The following is a 19,755-nucleotide window of genomic DNA, read 5'->3' as shown; positions in this document are numbered from 1 at the left end:
GCAGGGAAGCTATGGCCGCGCGGCTTGAGCGACGCCGCGGCGGCACCGCGATGCGATTCCAATGTGCCATCTGCCGCGGACCTCTGTATTTGTCCCGGCACATTCGAGGGTGGCAGAATCGATGGTTTGCACACGATGGCCCGACCGAGCACTGTCCTTGGTATGAAGGTACCCGGTGCTCAAGAAACTGGCCACTGAAAAAGATTTCTTCGACTATGTCCACATCACCGAAAGCGTCGATGATGCCATTGACTTCATCATAAAACATCCCCTTGTGGCATGAACATTTCAGACGAGGAACTTGAGGGCTCACTAGCCCAGATACTCGGCTTCTGCCGAAAGCGTCGCCTGCAGCGCAATAAAGTGGTCTTTGACCGCATTGCCGAGATCATCGCAGCGCAGGACGACGAGCGCCTCGAGGGCGAGGCGCTGCGGAGAAGCCGCGAGCGAAAATACGAATCGGCTGTATCGCTCCTTCTGTTGATTGCGGATTCGCCGGATCAAGAAGTGCTCGATGTAGCCTTGCAAAAAATCCGGAAGGCGACCCACTCGGATATTCAGAACGTTCGATTTCTCGACGATTCACAAGATAGCTCTTCGCTCAGAGATGCGCTCGGTGTTCGCAGAAAATTTGACGACAAGGAAGAAGTAACCTTGAAGCTCTTTCGGGATAGAGTCGCCTCGCGCGAGTGGTCAAGAGGAAGAAAATTTCCGCCGGAAGGAGATAACCGTGGCTAAGAAACCGAAAGAAATTGACAAGACCAGCGCTGCCAGCACCTACAAGAACAACCAAGTTGCGAATCTCTTGTCGTTGGCAAGCGCCGCTCCGGCCTTAAGTTTTAAAGCGAACAAGTCCACGGCGCGTCTCTTCGAAATCGTGGTGCTGGCTGACATCCTCTCCACCTACGCAGCCGCGCCAACGTATGGACAGGTTGTCCTGAAGAACGCGGTCAATGGGGAGATGAATTTCGCGGGCTCGCCGTGTTCCGCAGACAAGGTGAAATACTCTTGGTTCGAACTGACGGACGCACCCGGGGCGCCGGTAAACGAGGCATGGGTCTCTGTGCAGTTCACAACCCTGAGCTGGGAGCGGGACGGCTCGAAATCGCCACCTGAGGGCGCTGACAAGCACGAGATAGACATTGGAATTTTCTCGTCGCTCGCGGCCGCTAGCCATTACCCCTCATTTCGACAGCTGAGGCTCGGCGTCAGCTGCAAGCACTTTCCACCGAGCGGAGTGCATGCGCGAGGCACTTGGCCTGCGACGCGAGTCGGCAATTCTTTGCGATCTCGCCAGTTCCCTGGCACCATGGCTCGTGGATTTCGTTCCAGCATACCCCGCGTCACCCCTTTACCTTGCATCGTCCAGCCACTCTGTGCACAAGTACTCAACTCCGATTGACACTGTCGGCGTCTACACGGCCAGTGTTCCATTCAAGTAGATGCGGAGTCTTCGTGCGGATGGCTCAAGTCCTAACGATGCTGAAAATGCGGCCCGTCGAGCCGTCTTGGCAGAGGAAGGCACCTTTGGACAGTGAAATGATGCGCGCACGCCTTGCACCTTCGCGCAGGGAAAATGTTTTGACATAACTGCGTAGGGCGGGATCAAGAAACGCCACCGAGCCATCGAAATAGGTCAAGCCAACGATTCCGGAATCATTATCCCGCGCCAGAGAGCAGACTCCGGTCTCCACAAGGTCTGGCAGCCGGGAGCCACCTGTCCACGGCATGAGCGACAAAGTTTTCAGCGCTGAAGCTGGGTGCTCGCGCGGAATGAATTTCGGCTGATTGGACTCATTCAGTATTCCACGAGTGGTAACCCTGAATGCAGTCGACCTATGCTACGCCTCGTGGTCCTAGTGGAGCCAGAGGCCTCCCGTGACGTTCAGGGATTGCCCGGTCATGTAGTCAGATCCTTCGGTGGCCAGGAACAGTACGACTTTGGCAACGTCTTTCGGCAAACCAACACGCCCCAACGGAATCTGAGACTCCCGCTCCTTCGCCGTCAATCTGCCCAACCGCACCGCTTCCCGATCTGTCTCCTCGCGCATCGCCGTTTCAACGATGGTCCCCGGGCAAACGGAGTTGACGTTCACTTTATGAGCTGCCATCTCCATGGCAAGTGTTTGGGTCAGCCCGATCACTGCAAACTTGGACGCGGAGTACGCGCCGTAGCTAAGTCTTCCGATCTTTCCGAACCAAGAGGCGATATTGATGATCTTTCCAGATCGCCTTTCCATCATGTGGGGCCCTACAGCCTTGCAGCCGTGGAACACACCATTGACATTGACACGCATGACTCTGTCAAAGGTCTCAAGATCGGTCTCTACCAGCGTACCCATCGGACTGATTCCTGCGTTGTTTACCAGGATGTCAATCGCGCCGAAGACGTGGATTCCCTTCGTGATTGCCGCACTGACTTGCTCAAAGTTAGCTACATCGGCTTGCACGACCTCGCATCGCCGGCCCAACTCGGCAACCAGGCGAGCTGTCTCCTCGGCTGTGTCCTGATTCCAGTCGACGGCCAGGATGTTTGCTCCGTGTGCCGCCAGTTCCAAAGCGATACCACGGCCGATTCCGATACCGGCTCCAGTGATGACAGCCGTTTTCCCCTGTAGATCGAGATTCATGGTGGTGTACGAGTTAGTTGAGCTTCATACGGCTAACGATGGGCCTGAATAGCGCTGCCGACTTCTGCATCGACGCGGCGAACTCTGGGCCGTCCGCGTAGCTGAAATTCATCGATTGACCAGCGATACGCGCACGAAGCGCCGGGTCTTCGCTGGCCTTCTTTAGCGCTTCCCGCAATGCTTTAACGACAGGCTCAGGGGTATCCTTGGGAGCTGCAATGCCTCGGAAGACGCTGACATTGAGGTCAACGCCGCGCTCAACAAGCGTCGGCACGCCTTCAAACCCCGTGATACGCTTTGGCGACATCACGGCCAGCACCTTCAACTTGCCTGCGGCTATGTGTGTAGCCATCTCGCCCGGAGCTACTGTCGTTGCTTCGACTTGACCGGAGAGCAGCGCCATAAACGCGGGGGCCGATCCCTGGTAGGGTACGTGCAGGAACTTGACCTTAGCCTTTTCTTCCAGTGCTGTCGCCGCAAGGTGCCACATGGCGCCGTGGCCTGAGTTGGCAATACGGATGCTCTCGGGCTCCTTTTTTGCGTGCGCCAAAAATTCTTCGATGGTTTTCCAGGGAGCATCGGCCCGCACGGTGACAGAGGCGGGATCTTGCGTGAATTGAGCTAAGGCAACGAAGTTATCGTTGGAGACTTTGCCGATGTTCAGACTGGGCAGATAGGTCACCTCTGGCGTCATCATGGCGAGCTTGTACCCATCCGCCTTGCCGTTGGCCACGTCCGCCAGACCGATACTTCCGCTGGCACCAGGTTTGTTGATGACGACTACCGGCTGGGGGAAAATCTTCGAAATCGACTCAGCGGCCGTCCGAGCAATAGCATCCGTACCGCCCCCTGGCGGGTAAGGAACTACCAACTCGATCCGTTGTGCCGGATAGCTCTCGGCTTGAGCCCAGATACTGCAAACGGCTAAGGCCGCAACTGTGGCGATCCGGGCACTGCGGTGGCAGCCAGCAAGAAAAGCGTTGGACATGGCAACTCCTGGTTTGTTGGGAAGAGGCGGACTCCCGGTGGGCGACCGCTTAGCATTATTCTACTTACTTACGTGCAGGTAAGCAAGTTGGATGATCGAAGTTTTCTTTTCATGGGAGGATGCGTAAATGCAGGGCTGACGGCACCAGTTGTTCTCCAGGACGGCCAGCTCTGTTGAATCTGCGGTGCCGCGTCAGCGCAGCAGTCTGGAAATGGTCGCCAGGCTCAGCAGTGTGTCTGAGCGCCAAGCGAACGAGGACCAGACGGCGCAAATGTTCCGCCCCTGATTCTTCGGCTCGAGTCCGAGCCACTACACAACCGCTCAGAACCGACTTGGTTACATGAAAGTCAGTTGCGTAAAATTTGGGAGGGTGAGTGCCCTGCACACAGACTTCCGTCTGGTGCTCTTCGCACTAGCGCACTACTACTTCCGCTCAAGATCCAGGACCAGGCAATGGCTATCACGAAGCCGTCTTTTCGTTTGAAGACGCGGGGGGACGATGGAAGCGGGGCCTAAGTAGGTCGGATTGGGCGGAACGCGACGGTGGGAAGCGCGCGGGCAAGGCGACCAAGCGTGGAGCTGAGAGCGCTGCGGAGGTGAAGCCCGTAATGAAATACTTTTCGGGTTTGTTAGCCTGCATTCTATTGTTGGCCTTCATCCCCGAACTGACGCTTGCGCTACCGAAGTATTTTGGACTAGTTAAATAACCGGTCGCTTGCTTGGCCGCCTACTTCCGTACGCGGCCATTGTCATTTCCAAACACGTTCGATAAAGCCGATCTAAGCGGTCGAAGCTCAAACCGTCTTGAGTCGTTAATCCAGCGCAACTCATAATGTTCACGAACTGCAGTCCAACGGCAGATATCGGTGTATTGGGGCCGAGCGTTTCTGCATCAATGGCTTGCTGCAGGCCGAGTTGGACTGCCCTGTCCAACTCGGCCGAAAAGTTGCGTAGGAGTTCCAAGGCAATTGGCCCCAATGCATCAGCGTCAGCGCGCATGCGGGTAAAAAGACTCCACGCATTCCCGCCGGTTCCGGATTCGTTGAACTGCAAGTATCGCTCGCGATTGATCTGGATTGTGCGCTCAAGCTTCTCGGCCAAACTCAGGTGCTCGTCGATCCATACCGAAGAAAAGCGTCCCTGGGTTCTAAGGACATACTCGCGAATCACCTCGTCGACCAAGGCATTCTTGCTGCCAAAGTGATAGTGAATGTTCGCGCGAGTGATCTTCAGGATCTCAGCGATATCGCCGAAGCTCACTCCTCGGACGCCATGTTTGACCATGAGGTCTTGCGCAAGCGCAATGATCCGCTGCTTCATGTCCAACTGGTCCTGAGCGCCCATTTCTGGATTCCCGCGCGATTCAGACTGTTTGCGCGCTCTTCGCGGGCTTGCACGTTGGGCTGTGGGAGATATAGGGTGCATAGCGAACGCTCCAAGTCTAACCCCATCTTGAAATAATCAAATTATACTTGCTTACCTGCAAGTAAGTTTTATAATAAAAAAAGGACAAATTCAAAATGAAAGGAAGTCAATCACATGAAGAAGCTAACTGGCAAGACCGCCTTGGTGTCGGGGGGTGGAATCGGTATCGGACGAGCCATCGCACAGCGCTTGGCGGCGGACGGGGCGTCCGTCTTAATCGCCGACATCAACCTGAAATTGGCAAGGGAAACTGCAGCCAGTATCCGCGCAGCAGGAGGTGCGGCGGATGCTGTGCAATGTGATGTCGGTGACTACGATCAGGTCGTCGCCGCCGTCGACCATGGAACCAAGAGCTACGGAGGCATAGACATCCTGGTGAACAACGCCGGAATCAATCCAATGGGAACCATTGTCGAAACCACCCTAGAGCAATTTAACAACACGTTCCGAGTGAATGTGAACGGCGTATTTCATGGCTGCAAAGCTGTGGGGCCCCAGATGATGGAGCGCCGCTCCGGCAAGATCGTCAACATCTCATCGTGGTACGGAAAGATCGGAAAGCACAGTTACGGTGCCTACTGTTCTTCGAAATTCGCAGTCATAGGTTTGACGCAGTCAATGGCGATGGAAATGGCGGAATACAACGTGAACGTGAACTCTGTGTGTCCGGGCACTATCGTGGAAACCGCCATGCGTGAGGAAACTGACCGTGCGGCGATCCGCCTCGGCCGTCCAACGTCTGCCCAACGAGCCGGCCAGATCCCATTGGGGCGCGTAGGCTTACCCAATGACATCGCGAAGATTGTCGCGTTTTTAGCTTCAAGCGAATCTGACTACATGACAGGGCAGGCCCTAAATGTGACCGGTGGCTTGTGGATGCACTAAGGATAAGTAATGTTAATTGAAGAGCGAGACTATCGGATCAAAGCGGGACACCTACATCAGTTCGTTCGAGCCTATCAAGTCCATGGATTGGAGCTTCAAAAAGCCCATTTGGGAAAGTTCATTGGGTACTTCACGACCGAGCTTGGCGAACTAAATCATGTAGTGGCTCTGTGGGGCTACGAAAGCCTGGATCACCGGTTGGAAGCGAGGGATCGCATGATGGCCGATCCCGCATGGCAAAACTATCTCGAGGCGGTTGTGGGTCTTGTAGATACACAACACACGCGCATTCTGAGACCCACCACATTTTCGCCAATTCAATGAGTATTCAGGTAGTGCCACTATCGGAAGTCGCCAAGGAATCTTGGTTAGCGTCCCTGGAAAATAGTGCCGGCGAGGCGCTTTTCCTCATTCCTGGGCTTGCTGCATTGGGCAAGTTTTGGGCGGACTGCATGCCTTTGTTCGGTCGTGAGCGGCGTGCGCTAGCGATTGATCACCCTGGTATGGGAGGCTCGACGTATTCGATCAGGCGGTTCTGCGCATCGAGCATCAGCACAGTGAACACATCATGCTCCAGCGCACCCAGCTTGACCCGCAGGAAGTCCCGCACCGCCTGCGGCGACGTCAGCACCTCGCGCCCGCGCAGGTGGGCCCCAAGCAGCCGCTGCGCGGCCTGCAGCACCTCGTCGGCGTTCGCTGGACGGTACGCACCCGCGATATCGCGAACGAGAAGGGAAGATTCGATGGAAAGAGAAAGCTGCGACATGGTCTGATCCGGTCTGTAGCGGGCGGTATTGCCCGAGACCGGCCCCAGCACGCTGCAGCGCAGATGTCAGGGTTCGCAGACGGCTGCCAGGGCGCGCAGACCTTGATAGCGAGAAGCGAGAACAGCGTGGGACGTTGAAGGGAACAGCAAGACCTCCCCCCGTCCGTTCCGTTGCCCCCAAGGCAAGCGTAGCGCGCAGGCCCTCAAGGGCCGGGGGCGTCAGGGATCAAAGCCGGACGGCCATGACTCGCCACGAGGCATGGGGCGCAGCCCGCGAGCCTCACGGCGCCGTGCGCCGGGACGCTCTCCGTTCGCCAACGGAGCCACTACTGCGTCAATTCGCGATCGATACGTTACGATGTAACCATAAGTATTTGAAGCATCGTCAGAAATGCGATAGGAGGGACAGCCGGTGCATCTGGCTCAGTTGAACATCTCGAACTTCAGGAAGCTGAAAAAGGCTGAGCTGAGTTTTCAACCCGGGTTGAACATCCTGGTGGGCGCAAACAACGTGGGTAAAACCGCGGTTGTCGATGCGCTGCGCGCCCGCGCCTTGCTGGCGGGACATGAGGAACCGTATCCGTGTGGACACCGTGCACCAAGCGAAAGGCGAAAGCCTGGATGCGGTGCTCTACCTTGCAACCAAGGAGCATGTCTCCGCGTTGCTGGCTGGTGTTGACTCCGAGGTCGGCCGTATTGGTTACGTCGCCGCCACGCGCGCCAGAAATCTCCTATGGCTGGGCATGCCCGCCAACGCGCTCGCGGAACTGCGGCCGGCTTTGCTCGCCCGTGGATTTCAGGAGGCGGGCGTTGCAATCGCCGAGCCGGCCTGAGCTATGAGCAACCCCGCGGACAGTTACAGGGGCTTCAGAGATCTGGCCAAAGTCCAGGTCGAAGGCTCCGATTACCGAGTTCACATGCGTCCGAACGCAGGTTCGTCCATCGCCGTGATAGCGCCACATGGAGGCAGCATCGAGCAAGATACGTCGGACATCGCGCGCGCAATTGCCGGCGCGAATCTCAACCTTTATCTGTTCGAAGGAATTCGCCCCGCCGGAAACTACGCCGCGCTGCATCTGACCAGTCATAAGTTTGATGAGCCGCGATGCTTGGAACTGCTATCCAAATGCGATCATGTGATTGCGATACACGGATGTCGTGGGGAAGAGCAACAGGTGCTTGTTGGTGGCCTTGATGAGCCCCTGAAGGCCAGGGTGGGGAAAGCCATCGCCGAACTTGGCATCGACACTCGGTTGCAAGGCCACCAATTCCCTGCAATCGAACCGAAGAACATCTGCAACCGGGGGCGCCGCGGAGTCGGCGTGCAAATTGAGATGACGTTGGCACTGAGACGTCAAGGGCCATGTGATGCGATTTCCGCTGCGATTCGGTCGGTGTTGCTGCCGCTGCCGAGCTACTTACCTGGGGGAGGACTACGCGAATGATTCTGACCGACAACGAAACCAAAATTGACTTGCTCAACAACGAAGCGATCGCGACGACGATCATTGAACTGTTGCGGGAGAAGCCGGACCGTCCCGTCACGATCGGAGTTCACGGCGATTGGGGGGCCGGAAAGTCCAGTGTCCTTGAGATGATCGAGGTGGGTTTTTCAGGCAACGACGATGTGTTGTGCCTGAAGTTCAACGGCTGGCGCTTCCAAGGTTTCGAGGATGCCAAGATTGCGTTGATCGAAGGCATCGTCACCGGCTTGGTTGAAAAGCGCCCGGCAATGACGAAGGCCGCTGGCGCGGTCAAGGATGTCTTCAATCGCATTGATTGGTTGAAGGTCGCGAAGCGCGCAGGTGGCTTGGCGGTCACAGCATTCACCGGCATCCCGACGCCGGACCAGATCAGTGCCATCGTGGGGACGCTTGAAGGAATGTTCGCGGACCCCGGCAAGCTGGCGACGAAAGAGAACCTCACGTCCGCAATTGAAGGCGTGAAGTCGATGATGAAGCCGGCAGAAACCAAGAACGTTCCGGAGGAGGTTGAAGCCTTTCGCAAGGCGTTCGACAAGCTTCTGAAGGACGCCGGCATCAAGCAACTCATTGTGTTGATTGATGACCTTGACCGCTGCTTGCCGGATACGGCCATAGAGACACTCGAAGCGATCCGGCTGTTCGTGTTTACCGCCCGCACGGCGTTCGTTGTTGCCGCGGATGAGGCGATGATCGAATACGCAGTGCGTAAGCACTTCCCTGACCTGCCAGAGACCACGGGGCCGCGCGATTACGCTCGAAATTACCTGGAGAAACTGATCCAGGTACCGTTTCGCATCCCGGCCTTGGGCGAGACCGAGACGCGCATTTACGTGACGCTGTTGTTGACGGGTGCTGAGATCGGCGACGGGGATTCGGACTACGCAAAGCTCATTGCCGCGGCGCGGGAACGCCTCAAGCGACCTTGGGAAAACGCCGGTCTCGATGCTGCGACCGTCAAGGCCGCACTCGGGGAAAAGGCGGATAAGGCCAATAACGCGCTCGCGCTCAGCGATCAGATCGGTCCGATTCTGGCGAGCGGTACCAAAGGCAATCCTCGCCAGATCAAGCGCTTCCTCAATACGTTGCTGCTGCGGGAGCGCACGGCGAACGCGCGCGGATTCGGTGCTGACATCACCTTGCCCGTGCTGGCGAAGCTGATGCTCGCCGAGCGTTTCATTCCCCGACTCTTCGAGCAGATTGCTTTCGTCTCGGCAGTTCATCCCAAGGGGATTTGCGACGACTTGGAGCACCTTGAGAAGAGCCTTGTCGCCGAAGGTGCGAACGTCAAGGGTGACGGTAAGGCGGCGGCGGACGTGCGCAACGCGTCCAAGACGACGGAAGTCGTTGCGTCGGAACCGGAGAGCGTCATCCTGTCGGAATGGAAGTCGTCGGAAACGGTTCGCGACTGGGCTCGGGTGCAGCCCTTGCTTTCTGGCATCGATCTGCGCCCGTACCTCTTCGTGACAAAGGACAAGAAGGACTACTTCGGCCCGGTGTCGGTCTTGGGGCACTTGGCCAGCGTCGTGGAGAAACTGTTCGGCGGAAAGATGACCGTTCAGGGTTATGAGGCCGAGCTGAGGCAGCTTGTGCAGCCGGAAGCGGACAAGGTCTTCGAGGCCGTGCGCACCAAGATCATGGGCACCGGTGCGCTTGAGACTCTGCCCGCAGGTGTCAATGGCCTCATCGTGTTGGTGAAGGCGCAACCGGGGTTGCAGAGCAAGCTGCTGGACTTTCTGGAGGCTCTGCCGAGTAGCAAGTGCGGCCCGTGGGCGGTCAGCGGCTGGCAGGGTGTCGTCAAGGATGCGGACTGTGTCCGCCGTCTTACGACGTTGCTCACGGAATGGAGCAAGGTGATGAACAACCACACCCTCAAAGCAGCCGCCGAGCTGGCACTGAAAGATACGAAGGGAGCACGCTGATGGGAACGTCGACGGCATATGGCGGTCCGGGCGGCGGCACGCCGCTGGTGCCTACATGGTTGGGGGATGCGGACGGCAGTGGTTCGCCGCCAGCGTCCCCCGCGGCTGGCGATGGGGCGAACGGCGATGGCGCCGCACCACCTGCTGCGCCCAATCGACCGGCCATTCCCGCTGCGGCCGATCCCCAGCGCTTTTCCGGCGCGCGAAACAGCTTCACCCGATTCGCTGGCTCAGGAGGAACTGACCGGGCCAGCCTCGGTCGCGCCGTCTCACGATACGTATCCACGTCCTCCGGGGGCGCGCGGCAGGCGGCTCAACGAATGGGAGCATCGCGGGTATCCGGTGAGAGATTGCTCGGATTCTTGGCGGATGCACAGGCCCGTGGCGTGCGGGAAGCGCTGCGCGAGTTCAATCTGGAGGCGCTTGCGGGTCGCCCGATCGCAGAAATCTTTGTGGGATTGGCCGACGTCATCTGTCCTGGAGCCGGCACTGTCGATGAGGGCATCGCACGGGAGGCCTACATCGAAACGATCATTGAACTGACCACCGAAGGGTTGACCGACCTTTCGACCTTCACGCCAGACCAGATGCAAACCGTGTTCGAGTTGTATGTGACGCATGCGATCGAAGCGCGCATCTGCAACGACGTCGGCACGAAGGCCGTGACGATGCCGACTGACGTGCAGGCCGCGCATCGGGTGGAGGCGCAACTGCGCGACTTCATCCGGGGCGGTGTCAGCGATGCGCTCACGAGGGCGCGTTCCGAATCTCCGAACCTGCCCCCCGAGCGCATTCAGTCGTTCGTGGACATGGTGTATGAGTCCGCGTTCGCGATCCTGCAGTCTCTCGGGCAAGCGGAGGCGGACCAATGAAACGACAACTCCTGGCGGGGCGCTTCGGCCCTGACGATCGAGCGGACATCCCCACGGGCCAAGATGAACAGCGCACCTTACTCCAGATGGTCGCCGGCGAGAAATCACTGGACCACGGCATCGGTGGCGCGCTGACGAGCTTGAAGAAGCTGGGTGTCTACCCATCTGAAATTGGTATCGATCTGTTGGTGGTCGCTGCGCATGTCCATGCGGCGGATACCCGCATTTCTCGCGCGGAACAGTCTCAGGACTCGTGGACGCGGGAGATCCGCTTGGTCATTCCGGTCAGCGACCCGGTGCGCTGGACTGGCGCGGTCTCAACGCTGACAAAAGCCCTGAATTTCTTAACCGGCGATCGCTGGACGATTGGGTTCCGGGCGCGGCCGCCGAGGTTTTCGACCATCGCCAAAGAAGCCCCACCCACTTTGATTGCGCCGCCGTTTGACGCCGTGAGCCTGTTTTCGGGTGGCCTGGACAGTTTGATTGGTGCTATCGATCTGTTGGAAGTCGGAGCGACGCCACTGCTGGTCAGTCACTTTGGGGAAGGCGCGACCAGTGATGCTCAAGGCAAGCTCTTCGCCGCTTTGAAGGAACACTACTATAAGTCCTCGTTCGAACGCTTGCGCGTGGGCATGACATTCGTCGATGGGCTGGTCGAGGATGTCGGGTCAGAGAACAGCACACGGGGTCGCTCATTCTTGTTCTTTGCACTCGGTGTGTTCGCAGGGACCGGGCTGGGTAAGGCTTTCATCCTGCGGGTGCCCGAGAATGGACTGATTGCGTTGAACGTTCCCCTCGACCCATTGCGACTTGGTTCGAACAGCACGCGTACCACGCATCCCTACTACATGGCGCGCTGGAACGAACTGCTCATAGAACTGGGCATCAACGGGCGTATCGAGAATCCGTGTTGGGATAAGACGAAGGGAGAGATGGCATCAAGTTGCGGCAACCAGGCGCTGCTGACCAAGCTTGCGCCGGATTCTCTGTCGTGTTCATCTCCGACAAAGGGGCGGTGGAAGGGGCTCGGCATCGAGCATTGCGGTTACTGTTTGCCGTGCCTGATTCGGCGTGCCGCATTGGATAGCGCATGGGGTGCGGGCGAGGACAAGACAACCTATACGGTGCCCGATCTTCGTGCCAAGACACTGGACACCCGAGAATCGACGGGCAAGCAGGTGCGATCCTTTCAGTACGCGATCGAGCGCCTGCGTGGCCGGCCGCAGCTCGCAAACCTCTTGATCCATAAGTCTGGCTCGCTTGCCGACGAGGTTGCACACCTTGATCAGCTCGCAGATGTCTACCGCCGCGGTCTTGACGAAGTTGCGCGCTTAATCGATGGCGTTGAGACAAGGCCAAGCTGATGCCAGGATCCAACACGGTCACCACCGCAGGCCTCGTGGACTTTCATTGCCATCTGGACCTGTATCCGGATCATCAGGTCGCGGTTCAAGAGTCGGAGGATGCGGGTGTCTTTACGTTGGCGGTGACGACAACTCCGAGGGCGTGGCCACGTAACCATGAACTAGCCCAAAGCACGCGTCACGTTCGTGCTGCGCTTGGACTGCATCCCCAGTTGGTCGCAGAACGGTCAGGTGAACTCGATCTCTGGGATCGATACTTGTCGGAGACCCGTTATGTCGGCGAAGTGGGCCTTGACGCGGGCCCAAGGTTCTACAAGTCATTTGATCTGCAGAAGCGAGTTTTTCAGCATGTCCTGCAGCGTTGCGCGGAAGCAGGGGACAAGGTCATCACGGTCCATAGCATCCGTGCTGCCAAGATCGTGCTCGATCACATCGAGTCCTATCTTCCACCAACACGAGGCAAAGTTGTGCTTCACTGGTTTACGGGTACGAAGGCGGAGGCCAAGCGCGCGCTCGAGCTGGGGTGCTACTTCTCGATCAATGCCGCGATGCTGGACAACCAGCGACACTCGGCCATGGTCGCGGCCATCCCGATGGACAGGTTGCTGACGGAGACGGATGGGCCTTTCACTAAGACGGGGTCGAGGCCTTCGAAGCCTGCAGATGTTGCGGTGGTTGTTGAACTGCTGGGCAGTTTGCATAGTGTTCCGTCGGCCACGGTCGCAGCGACCGTACGGCGTAACCTGCGCAGCTTGCTTGAACATGGTGAGCAGATACCCCCGAAGAGCCGGTAGGGGGCCAGATCCCTTCACTCCGCCATTTTCTTTCACCGACGCACTAACCGAAGACGAGGATAACGACCATGCCACTCACACAGAAAGAGATCGCCGACCTGAAGAAGCTGATCAGAGATCGAGTAGACAACTACCCTGACCTGGACGGTATGGTTGCTGCAGGAAGGCTGTCCTATAAATCCGGCTGGTATGAAGCGAAGAGCAAAGAGGCATATGACGCCATCATTCAATATTCCACCTCGATTCGAGTGAGCAAGGACGGGAAGGCGCAGATCAAGGTAGCGCGGGCGAGCAAGAGGCTGAAGGCACTCGCGGAAAAGTTGTGAGTGGGACCAACTGATCCAAGCCGTGGCTCCCTGCTTCAGTTCAGCGGGTCGGTTTCCATGGTCGACGTCGAGGCTTATGGCCAATGGCTGACGAAGTGACATAAGCAAAGGCGGCCGTTCGCACATATCCCCCCTCTTGGCCGAAGCATGGTGATCGATTTGCCTACAGGTTATCCCAGGCAACCGGGAAAGCCTTGTTGGAATCGACACCCAGGTGCGTGAGCAGCGATTGCTTTTCGGGCCATTCGGCCGGGGAACGGCATGCGATGAGCCAAGCGGCTTCCGCGACGCTGCGCTGCTCGAGCAGGGCCATGAAATAGGCTGCATCGACATCTGATAGTGAGTGACCCAGCACGATCACTTGCTCGATGTCGGTCAAGGCGTCAAAGAAGCCCCGGTGCTGCGCGATGAGGTCGGCCGAGCGCTTGAATGTCGCAGAGAAGTAGCCGTCTATGGTGTCGTTGGCCTCCATCAAGCGCGTGTCGATATCCTCGACGTCGGGGCGATCGTTCAGCGACTTTCGGGTCTGCGGATGCCAGGCGTGGCCCAGCACAAGGTCATCGTCCGCCAGATCGGCGCAGCCGTGGATAAACAGGATTTGCTCGGGAGGCACTCCGTACAACGAGCCCAGTGTGCTGGTGTAGTTGAAGGTGAAGAACACCGCATCGGCATCCAGCGTCGCGAGCTGTTGAGCTGTTGCCGGGGTGGGGATCGGCAGCTTCCGGATCCACTCAGAAAACCTCAGCCGCAAGCCGGTGGAAAGGCGCTCGACGGCGTTCTGCACTTCGTACTGGAAATCGTGATGCCCGGCATCACTCCAGTCTTCGGTTCCGTACGAGCCCATGAAATGCCCCAGGTTGTCGATCAGCGCATCCACGTCCACGTCGGCCAGAGCCCGCTCCAGGTCGCTCCAGTCCTCCTGGGTGGGGAGGTAGTCCTCGACTTCTCGGTAAACGTCGCGGCCGGTGGCTTGGACGTACTGTTTGAACCGGGCCAAGCTGGACGGGATGCCGTGCCATAGGTCGAAGCCGTTGCCGATCACGTATAGCTTCCGGGGTTTCATTGGGTCGCCTCCTGCGATTCAGGTGCGCTGATTCCCAGGCAGGGAGCGCGCTCGTCAAGTTATTATGCTAGTCAAAATTGTGGAAACGGTAATGAGCCGTCCTCCACCACGCCGTCACTGGCGCGGGTCGGACCGGCGTAAACATCGTGCAGGGAAGAATCGAATGGAATGCTTCCGAATCGACGAGAGCGGCTACACGGGGTTCGACCTGCTGAACGCCGAGCAGCGCTTCCAAGGGGCCACGGCCGTCGCTATCAACGACGAGGATGCCGCGCGCCTGATCAAGGAGTATTTTCCGAAGCTGCAAGCCTCTGAGCTCAAGTACCGGTCACTCGCGCGCAGGCCCGGCAACCATCCCCGTCTGTTGGGCCTGCAGCGGGACGTCCTGACCAACTACAAGTGTGTGACATACGTCTGCGACAAGCGCTACCTGCTATTGCTGATGTTCCTGGACTACGCGGTCGAGCCGTTCTATTACGAGCGGGATCTGAACTTCTACGAGGACGGGCAAAACTACGGTATGGCGTCCCTGCTGTACACCGTTGGCCCCACGCTCTTGGGCAAGGCGGCCTTCGATGGCCTGCAAGCCGCCTTCCAGCGCGCCGTCAAGGAAAAGACACTGGAGGCCCTTGGCGATCTGGTCACCGCGGCGCGCAAGACCAAGTGGCAAGCGCTACCGGAGGCGCTGGGGCCGTTGGCACAGTATGCGGCGCCGGAGTGCCTGGATGCGATCGCAACGCCCGGTGTCAGTACCGATGCGGCTTTCGTGGTGTTGCAGTCGCTAGTCAGTCGCATGGAGGAAATGGCCGCCGGGCCATACTGTGTCGAACACGATCAGTCCAAGAACCTGCTCACCTACCACGACCTGCTGCAGCGTTACATCAACCACGACCAGACCATCGAGTTCCGCCAATCCGAGATCGCGCGCATCAAGTTTCCGCTCAAGCTTGCGTCGGTGACGCAGGTCGACTCGAAGACCAGCCCGGCGGTGCAGGTGGCCGACGTGATGATCGGCGCCGCTATCGAAGCAGCGAATACGCTGACTGGGCAGCGTCCTGCAGAGCTGGACGCCCAAGCAGTGATGGGGCTCTATGCTGACCACCAGTTCATCCATATGGTGCCGTCGATAGATTTCGAGGAACAGCGCCGGTTCCGCCAAGGCACGCAGGCTGCGGAGGTGATCGACTATTTCGCCACTCACTTTCACGGCCAGTCCAGAAACTAGGCGATTCGTTCTGTGTGGCGCGGAGGTGGGTATCCGCGACGTTATTGGCGCGATCATGGGGGGCGAGCTGTGGCAATGCTTTGCTGATCACGCTGTCGACCTCGGCGCGAACAATCAGGTGGGGAAACCCCGAGCGATTTCATCAGCGCAAGGATGGGAGCTTGCTTGTGCGTGACCATCATCAAGAGGTCTGTGCGTCGTTTGGAGAGCATCTTAGACAGGAGTGAATGCTCTGCATCGATCAACTCGATGTGGTGCTTCTTCACGACTCGGACTTCTTCGGGCAATCGAATACCATACATTCGCGCACATCTCGGGCATGGAAGGACAAGAGCCGGGCGACCGTCGAGAAGCGCGATTGGGGGCTGTCGTTAGGTTGCCCTCGCAACAGGTAGAGGGAAGGGTACCCAGTTTCATGTCGTTCAAATGCACTTCAGGCGATCAAGAACTGCTCTCCGTCGATTCCGATGCCGAGGGCTGGGAAGACCTTCGGGCTCGAAACCGCAAGGATCGTGCATTGAAGATGACGTGCTGCGGCGCTGATGTGACTCTTCGGCAAACGAAGCTCGGCACTCAGTATTTCGCGCATGCCAAGAAAGGGAGCTGTCCGGCCGGTACGGACCCGACAGAGGTTATGCTGGCAAGGGAGGTCATCGCCAAGGCTGTGCGCCGGGCGGGCTGGAATATTTCGGTCGAAACGGCTGGGACATCGGGTGGAGAGGAGGGGTGGACGGTCGATGTGCTGGCAAGCCGAGAGGGCGGGAAGCCGGTGGCGTTCAAGCTTCAATGGGGGCGCCTGTCGCTGGATGAAGTGTCCCGTTACCAAGGCGTGCTCCAGGCAGCCGGGATCCGCACGCTGTGGCTTATGCGGCAGCAGAGCATTCCCGTCGAAAAGGCAGTGCCGGCATTCAGGCTCAGCCATGATGCCAAGGCCAACATGTGCGTTGTGTCACTGCCGGGGCCTTACTACCATCCAGCTTTCGCGACCAGCAAGAACAGTGATGGTCCGAATTACTGGGGGCAGCACATCGAGTTGGGCCGGTTTGTCGAGGGGGCATTGGGTGGGAAACTTCGCTTTGCGCCACAAGTCGGCCGCACCTTGCCGCTGGACGTCTGCGCGGCGTACACCGATTGCTGGCGCTGCAAGAAGACGATGGGCCTCGTGATCGATCTGTGTTTCGCCGCCAGTCGGGTGCTTCAGGGCGCCGCGGATGTGACGGCCAAGATCTACGACTTCGACGACGAGGGCAGGGGAGCCGCGCTGTTGATGTCAACGCTGCCGGCCGAGACCCTTGCGCGCCACGGCATCGGTCCGATCAAGCCGCGATGCAGCCGCACGGAAGGACAGCCCTACCTATCCAATGGCTGCATCCACTGCGACGCGCTGCAAGGGCGCTTCTTTGACCATGAGGTTGCCTACGACGCTCACCCGATCTTCAGCATCGATGTGCTGTTCGATGGCCGTTGGGTGTCGCATCTGGAGGATCGTGAAGCCATCGATAAATGGTGGTTCGACGATCGACCAGGCAAGGGCGCCGCAGAGGACGCTCCACAGAGCTAGATTTTCCTGGCGTCCCGCCAGTTGGACGTCGCCGAACTGTGCACCGGCTGGTATCGCGCCTGACCGACCGGCGTCTGCTTTTCCAGTTGGAGCAGCAAGGAGTCCTGTTCCTGCGCCGTCATCCTGTCGAACAGCGCTCGCTCCGCTGCGTTTAGCAGATGACTAAACTTTTCTAAGCGGGTGCGCTCGTCGTCTGACGGAAGCACGGTGAAACCTGGTGTGGTGGAGAAAACCACCTAGCCGCCCACCCGGATTTCGGGAACCTCGCCGATGTCGATGAACTTTCCGCCAAGCCAGACGTGGGTGGGTGGGAAGAACGAGAGCTGGCGGGTCTGCTTGTAGGCCTCCTCAAGGGAGGCGGGCGCGGCCGCGGCCGAGTAGCGGAAGAGCCTGTAGTTCTGCAGGTCGTCCAGTGCCGTGCTGGCCAAGTCCTCGGGCGACTGGGTCTCGAAGAGGGTGGTGCCCGTCTCGTCGTCACGGTAGTGGACCAGCCCCGCCATAAATCTTTGGCCGCGAGGTACCAAACATCGTCGCATTCAGCGTACTCGGAGGTAAGGGAAAGCTCTTGCGCGTCCTTGACGTCCATCGCGAAGACAAACCCTTGGGCGAAGGCCTTCTGTGATTCGGCCGATGCGGGCTTGCGCGTGGCGGCCCGATCCAGAAGATCCTTGAGCGAGTCGGGAAGCGGTTTGCTGCGGCTGACGTTGGCCGTCTGCTCAAGGCAGACGGTCACATGCTTCCAGTGCTCGTAGCCGTGCTGCTTGGCGACAGCATCCAGCGCGAGGGCAAGCGATGTACCGGTGGTTTTACGAAGCGTTTTGGCCAGACGCTTGAGTTTTTCGGCGGCGGTTGCCGTGGTTACCCTTTCCCAGGGCTGTGGCAGACAGGGGCGTTGGTCGTGGAGTCGTGCGAGATCTCTGACAGGAATAAACGGCGCCTTGTGAAAGACCCCAAACAATGAGCCTGTCCTCGAAGTCCTCGATGCTCTGGAGCAATGGAAGTTGGCAACAGCGCACTTTGAGTTCCGGCTTCGTGCACAGCTACGACGGCCGGATTAGGGGCAGCCAAACACGGCACCAACCCCAGCCAGACTGCGCTGGACCAGGGAGCTGGCCGGCAGGCGGCCGGCCTGCATCATCACAAGCGCTGGTTGGGACCCTGGTGACGTAACTCGGTTTGCCGATTCTTGTCGTCGACAAACACCAGCCGAGACTCATGCCCTGCCACCTGGTCGTTGCGGACCCGAGCAAAGGCAGCAATGATGACCAAATCGCCAGTAGATGCGCGACGTGCGGCCGAGCCGTTGAGCGAGATCATGCCGGAGCCGCGCTCACCCTTGATGGCGTAGGCGACAAAGCGCTCGCCGTTGTTGGTGTTCCAGATATGGATATGCTCGTACTCGTCGATATTGGCCGCGTCGAGCAAGTCTTCATCGATGGCGCAAGAGCCTCCTCCATAGTGCAGTTCGCAGTGGGTTACTGCGACGCGGTGGATCTTGGATTTGAGCAGCGTGCGGAACATAATGGGTCGGGCTTGTTAGTCAATGCTTCAGCCTGGCAAGCCGGAGCCTGGTCGGCAAAAGAAGCACATGTGCCCCACCCTTCGGTCAGAACAGGAAACTCCTGGAAGAGTGTGTCGTTGTCGCCTTGACGGGCTCGAAGCTCCCGCAGACATTGAAGTAGAAAGGCCATAGATTGATCTTTAATAGGCTTAGGGCTATGGTGAATGAGTGGGGTCAAAGCGCAGGCATAGGCGCGCAACGACGAGGTTTGTGAATTCGGAATCAATTCCTGCGACTTTTTGGCCCGAGTGGGGCTGTTTGGCAGGCCCATTGGCCCGATTTCTCGCCTCATGGACGTACCTGTGCCACCAGCCCTTGGCGGCTGAGGTAAATGTTGGCCAGCGCCAACGCAGTGAACGCCCGTGTGGCGTTCTTTTGCAGGCCACGGTAACGCACCTTGCCAAATCCCCAAAGGCGTTTGACCACACCGAATACATGCTCCACACGTGAGCGGATCTGTGACTTGTTGCGGTTCCTGGCACGCACTGCTTCGTCAATGATCCTGCGTAGCGGGTACGCTGGCTTGTGAAGTCCTTGGCCTTGGGTGCCTTGCTGGCAATCAACACCTTCTGACTTGCATAGGCCGAGTCACCATAGACGCGCTGTTCATTACCGTGCAGCAGGTCTGAGAGCGCATGCTTGTCATGGACATTGGCCGCTGTCACCACTGCGCTGTGGGCCAAGCCGCTTTGGCTATCCACACCGATGCGAAGCTTCAGTCGGGTAAGGATGCGATGTCGCCACCGCATCCTCCCCTCAGAACCGTACATGAGAGTCACCCCTCATACGGCTCAAGCCTTTCGAACGGTCCTGGTCGGACCGGGCAGCAATGCGGGTCATATTGCGTATGCTCTACGGGTGAAGTAATCGTCCCAAGTGGGGTCAAACGGGT

At 58.6% G+C, this 19,755-nt stretch carries 23 protein-coding genes and 1 pseudogene; 14 read left to right on the top strand and 10 right to left on the bottom strand.

Features of this window, described 5'->3' with window-relative positions:
• The first annotated feature begins 279 nt into the window (after positions 1–279).
• Complete coding sequence (locus tag AC1DUB_RS12275) at positions 280–738, top strand: hypothetical protein (protein ID WP_477729717.1); 459 nt, start codon at positions 280–282, stop codon at positions 736–738.
• Entirely contained in the window at positions 731–1,402 is a 672-nt protein-coding gene (locus tag AC1DUB_RS12270; protein WP_477729716.1) for a hypothetical protein, read from the top strand. The genes AC1DUB_RS12275 and AC1DUB_RS12270 overlap by 8 nt, the downstream gene beginning before the upstream one ends.
• A gap of 64 nt (positions 1,403–1,466) precedes the next feature.
• Here AC1DUB_RS12270 and AC1DUB_RS12265 read toward each other — a convergent pair whose 3' ends face one another.
• The 4 genes from AC1DUB_RS12265 to AC1DUB_RS12250 all read right to left on the bottom strand — a co-directional run bounded on the left by AC1DUB_RS12265 (position 1,467) and on the right by AC1DUB_RS12250 (position 4,938).
• Positions 1,467–1,640: a hypothetical protein gene (locus AC1DUB_RS12265; RefSeq protein ID WP_477729715.1), complete on the bottom strand. Its 174-nt coding sequence runs from the start codon at positions 1,638–1,640 to the stop codon at positions 1,467–1,469.
• A 216-nt stretch (positions 1,641–1,856) separates the two neighbouring features.
• Positions 1,857–2,630 carry an SDR family NAD(P)-dependent oxidoreductase gene (locus AC1DUB_RS12260; protein ID WP_477729714.1) on the bottom strand — a complete coding sequence of 258 codons (774 nt, stop codon included), beginning with the start codon at positions 2,628–2,630 and terminating at the stop codon, positions 1,857–1,859.
• A 13-nt stretch (positions 2,631–2,643) separates the two neighbouring features.
• Positions 2,644–3,618, bottom strand: a complete 975-nt coding sequence (locus tag AC1DUB_RS12255) for a Bug family tripartite tricarboxylate transporter substrate binding protein (protein WP_477729713.1) — start codon at positions 3,616–3,618, stop codon at positions 2,644–2,646.
• Positions 3,619–4,317: 699 nt separating this feature from the next.
• Entirely contained in the window at positions 4,318–4,938 is a 621-nt protein-coding gene (locus tag AC1DUB_RS12250) for a TetR/AcrR family transcriptional regulator (RefSeq protein WP_477729712.1), read from the bottom strand.
• Positions 4,939–5,157: 219 nt separating this feature from the next.
• Here AC1DUB_RS12250 and AC1DUB_RS12245 point away from each other — a divergent pair, with 219 nt between their 5' ends.
• Both AC1DUB_RS12245 and AC1DUB_RS12240 read left to right on the top strand, forming a co-directional pair.
• Positions 5,158–5,928, top strand: coding sequence for an SDR family NAD(P)-dependent oxidoreductase (locus AC1DUB_RS12245; protein WP_477729711.1), 771 nt, complete (start codon positions 5,158–5,160; stop codon positions 5,926–5,928).
• Positions 5,929–5,937: 9 nt separating this feature from the next.
• Complete coding sequence (locus tag AC1DUB_RS12240; RefSeq protein ID WP_477729710.1) at positions 5,938–6,252, top strand: NIPSNAP family protein; 315 nt, start codon at positions 5,938–5,940, stop codon at positions 6,250–6,252.
• Positions 6,253–6,421: 169 nt separating this feature from the next.
• Here AC1DUB_RS12240 and AC1DUB_RS12235 read toward each other — a convergent pair whose 3' ends face one another.
• Positions 6,422–6,694: a JAB domain-containing protein gene (locus tag AC1DUB_RS12235; protein ID WP_477729709.1), complete on the bottom strand. Its 273-nt coding sequence runs from the start codon at positions 6,692–6,694 to the stop codon at positions 6,422–6,424.
• Positions 6,695–7,106: 412 nt separating this feature from the next.
• Here AC1DUB_RS12235 and AC1DUB_RS12230 point away from each other — a divergent pair, with 412 nt between their 5' ends.
• From AC1DUB_RS12230 to AC1DUB_RS12195, 8 genes are all read left to right on the top strand, one after another.
• Entirely contained in the window at positions 7,107–7,373 is a 267-nt protein-coding gene (locus tag AC1DUB_RS12230; RefSeq protein WP_477729708.1) for an AAA family ATPase, read from the top strand.
• Positions 7,279–7,527, top strand: a complete 249-nt coding sequence (locus tag AC1DUB_RS12225) for a hypothetical protein (protein WP_477729707.1) — start codon at positions 7,279–7,281, stop codon at positions 7,525–7,527. Before AC1DUB_RS12230 ends, AC1DUB_RS12225 begins: the two co-directional genes overlap by 95 nt.
• Positions 7,528–7,530: 3 nt before the next feature.
• On the top strand, positions 7,531–8,139 hold the full coding sequence (locus tag AC1DUB_RS12220; RefSeq protein WP_477729706.1) for a poly-gamma-glutamate hydrolase family protein: 609 nt from the start codon (positions 7,531–7,533) through the stop codon (positions 8,137–8,139).
• Positions 8,136–10,097 (top strand): Qat anti-phage system ATPase QatA, encoded by a 1,962-nt coding sequence (qatA, locus tag AC1DUB_RS12215; protein WP_477729705.1) that lies wholly within the window; start codon positions 8,136–8,138, stop codon positions 10,095–10,097. The genes AC1DUB_RS12220 and qatA overlap by 4 nt, the downstream gene beginning before the upstream one ends.
• A complete protein-coding gene (qatB, locus tag AC1DUB_RS12210) occupies positions 10,019–10,969 on the top strand; it encodes a Qat anti-phage system associated protein QatB (protein WP_477729704.1) in 951 nt (316 codons plus the stop codon). Before qatA ends, qatB begins: the two co-directional genes overlap by 79 nt.
• Complete coding sequence (gene qatC, locus AC1DUB_RS12205; RefSeq protein ID WP_477729703.1) at positions 10,966–12,333, top strand: Qat anti-phage system QueC-like protein QatC; 1,368 nt, start codon at positions 10,966–10,968, stop codon at positions 12,331–12,333. The genes qatB and qatC overlap by 4 nt, the downstream gene beginning before the upstream one ends.
• Positions 12,333–13,127 (top strand): Qat anti-phage system TatD family nuclease QatD, encoded by a 795-nt coding sequence (gene qatD / locus AC1DUB_RS12200; RefSeq protein WP_477729702.1) that lies wholly within the window; start codon positions 12,333–12,335, stop codon positions 13,125–13,127. The genes qatC and qatD overlap by 1 nt, the downstream gene beginning before the upstream one ends.
• 68 nt (positions 13,128–13,195) lie before the next feature.
• Positions 13,196–13,453: a hypothetical protein gene (locus tag AC1DUB_RS12195; RefSeq protein WP_477729701.1), complete on the top strand. Its 258-nt coding sequence runs from the start codon at positions 13,196–13,198 to the stop codon at positions 13,451–13,453.
• Between the two features lie 163 nt (positions 13,454–13,616).
• Here AC1DUB_RS12195 and AC1DUB_RS12190 read toward each other — a convergent pair whose 3' ends face one another.
• Entirely contained in the window at positions 13,617–14,516 is a 900-nt protein-coding gene (locus AC1DUB_RS12190; protein ID WP_477729700.1) for a bacteriophage abortive infection AbiH family protein, read from the bottom strand.
• A 163-nt stretch (positions 14,517–14,679) separates the two neighbouring features.
• On the opposite strand from AC1DUB_RS12190, the gene AC1DUB_RS12185 reads away from it, so the two are divergent.
• Positions 14,680–15,741, top strand: a complete 1,062-nt coding sequence (locus tag AC1DUB_RS12185) for a DUF3800 domain-containing protein (protein WP_477729699.1) — start codon at positions 14,680–14,682, stop codon at positions 15,739–15,741.
• Between the two features lie 415 nt (positions 15,742–16,156).
• Positions 16,157–17,302: a competence protein CoiA family protein gene (locus AC1DUB_RS12180; protein WP_477729698.1), complete on the top strand. Its 1,146-nt coding sequence runs from the start codon at positions 16,157–16,159 to the stop codon at positions 17,300–17,302.
• Here the strand turns inward: AC1DUB_RS12180 and AC1DUB_RS12175 are convergent.
• The 4 genes and pseudogenes from AC1DUB_RS12175 to AC1DUB_RS12160 form a co-directional block, all read right to left on the bottom strand.
• Entirely contained in the window at positions 17,299–17,538 is a 240-nt protein-coding gene (locus tag AC1DUB_RS12175; protein WP_477729697.1) for a hypothetical protein, read from the bottom strand. The two genes, AC1DUB_RS12180 and AC1DUB_RS12175, sit on opposite strands and share 4 nt — an antisense overlap.
• On the bottom strand, positions 17,539–17,838 hold the full coding sequence (locus tag AC1DUB_RS12170) for a hypothetical protein (protein WP_477729696.1): 300 nt from the start codon (positions 17,836–17,838) through the stop codon (positions 17,539–17,541). It abuts the gene before it with no gap.
• Between the two features lie 601 nt (positions 17,839–18,439).
• Positions 18,440–18,823 (bottom strand): aspartate 1-decarboxylase, encoded by a 384-nt coding sequence (panD, locus tag AC1DUB_RS12165; RefSeq protein WP_477729695.1) that lies wholly within the window; start codon positions 18,821–18,823, stop codon positions 18,440–18,442.
• Positions 18,824–19,151: 328 nt separating this feature from the next.
• Positions 19,152–19,582, bottom strand: a pseudogene (locus AC1DUB_RS12160) (transposase); the annotation flags it as partial.
• Positions 19,583–19,755: the final 173 nt, after the last annotated feature.

This window comes from Polaromonas sp. P4_F9 (assembly GCF_056401235.1).
Note: the sequence above shows the minus strand (reverse complement) of the source record. Positions and strands in the feature narration are given on the sequence as shown.

Coding starts and splice junctions, on each gene's coding strand:
- AC1DUB_RS12275 (WP_477729717.1), top strand. CDS start 280: ATGAACATTTCAGACGAGGAACTTGAGGGCTCACTAGCCCAGATACTC.
- AC1DUB_RS12260 (WP_477729714.1), bottom strand. CDS start 2,630: ATGAATCTCGATCTACAGGGGAAAACGGCTGTCATCACTGGAGCCGGT.
- AC1DUB_RS12255 (WP_477729713.1), bottom strand. CDS start 3,618: ATGTCCAACGCTTTTCTTGCTGGCTGCCACCGCAGTGCCCGGATCGCC.
- AC1DUB_RS12250 (WP_477729712.1), bottom strand. CDS start 4,938: ATGAAGCAGCGGATCATTGCGCTTGCGCAAGACCTCATGGTCAAACAT.
- AC1DUB_RS12245 (WP_477729711.1), top strand. CDS start 5,158: ATGAAGAAGCTAACTGGCAAGACCGCCTTGGTGTCGGGGGGTGGAATC.
- AC1DUB_RS12240 (WP_477729710.1), top strand. CDS start 5,938: ATGTTAATTGAAGAGCGAGACTATCGGATCAAAGCGGGACACCTACAT.
- AC1DUB_RS12235 (WP_477729709.1), bottom strand. CDS start 6,694: ATGTCGCAGCTTTCTCTTTCCATCGAATCTTCCCTTCTCGTTCGCGAT.
- AC1DUB_RS12220 (WP_477729706.1), top strand. CDS start 7,531: ATGAGCAACCCCGCGGACAGTTACAGGGGCTTCAGAGATCTGGCCAAA.
- qatA (WP_477729705.1), top strand. CDS start 8,136: ATGATTCTGACCGACAACGAAACCAAAATTGACTTGCTCAACAACGAA.
- qatB (WP_477729704.1), top strand. CDS start 10,019: ATGGAGCAAGGTGATGAACAACCACACCCTCAAAGCAGCCGCCGAGCT.
- qatC (WP_477729703.1), top strand. CDS start 10,966: ATGAAACGACAACTCCTGGCGGGGCGCTTCGGCCCTGACGATCGAGCG.
- qatD (WP_477729702.1), top strand. CDS start 12,333: ATGCCAGGATCCAACACGGTCACCACCGCAGGCCTCGTGGACTTTCAT.
- AC1DUB_RS12195 (WP_477729701.1), top strand. CDS start 13,196: ATGCCACTCACACAGAAAGAGATCGCCGACCTGAAGAAGCTGATCAGA.
- AC1DUB_RS12190 (WP_477729700.1), bottom strand. CDS start 14,516: ATGAAACCCCGGAAGCTATACGTGATCGGCAACGGCTTCGACCTATGG.
- AC1DUB_RS12185 (WP_477729699.1), top strand. CDS start 14,680: ATGGAATGCTTCCGAATCGACGAGAGCGGCTACACGGGGTTCGACCTG.
- AC1DUB_RS12180 (WP_477729698.1), top strand. CDS start 16,157: ATGTCGTTCAAATGCACTTCAGGCGATCAAGAACTGCTCTCCGTCGAT.
- AC1DUB_RS12170 (WP_477729696.1), bottom strand. CDS start 17,838: ATGCGACGATGTTTGGTACCTCGCGGCCAAAGATTTATGGCGGGGCTG.
- panD (WP_477729695.1), bottom strand. CDS start 18,823: ATGTTCCGCACGCTGCTCAAATCCAAGATCCACCGCGTCGCAGTAACC.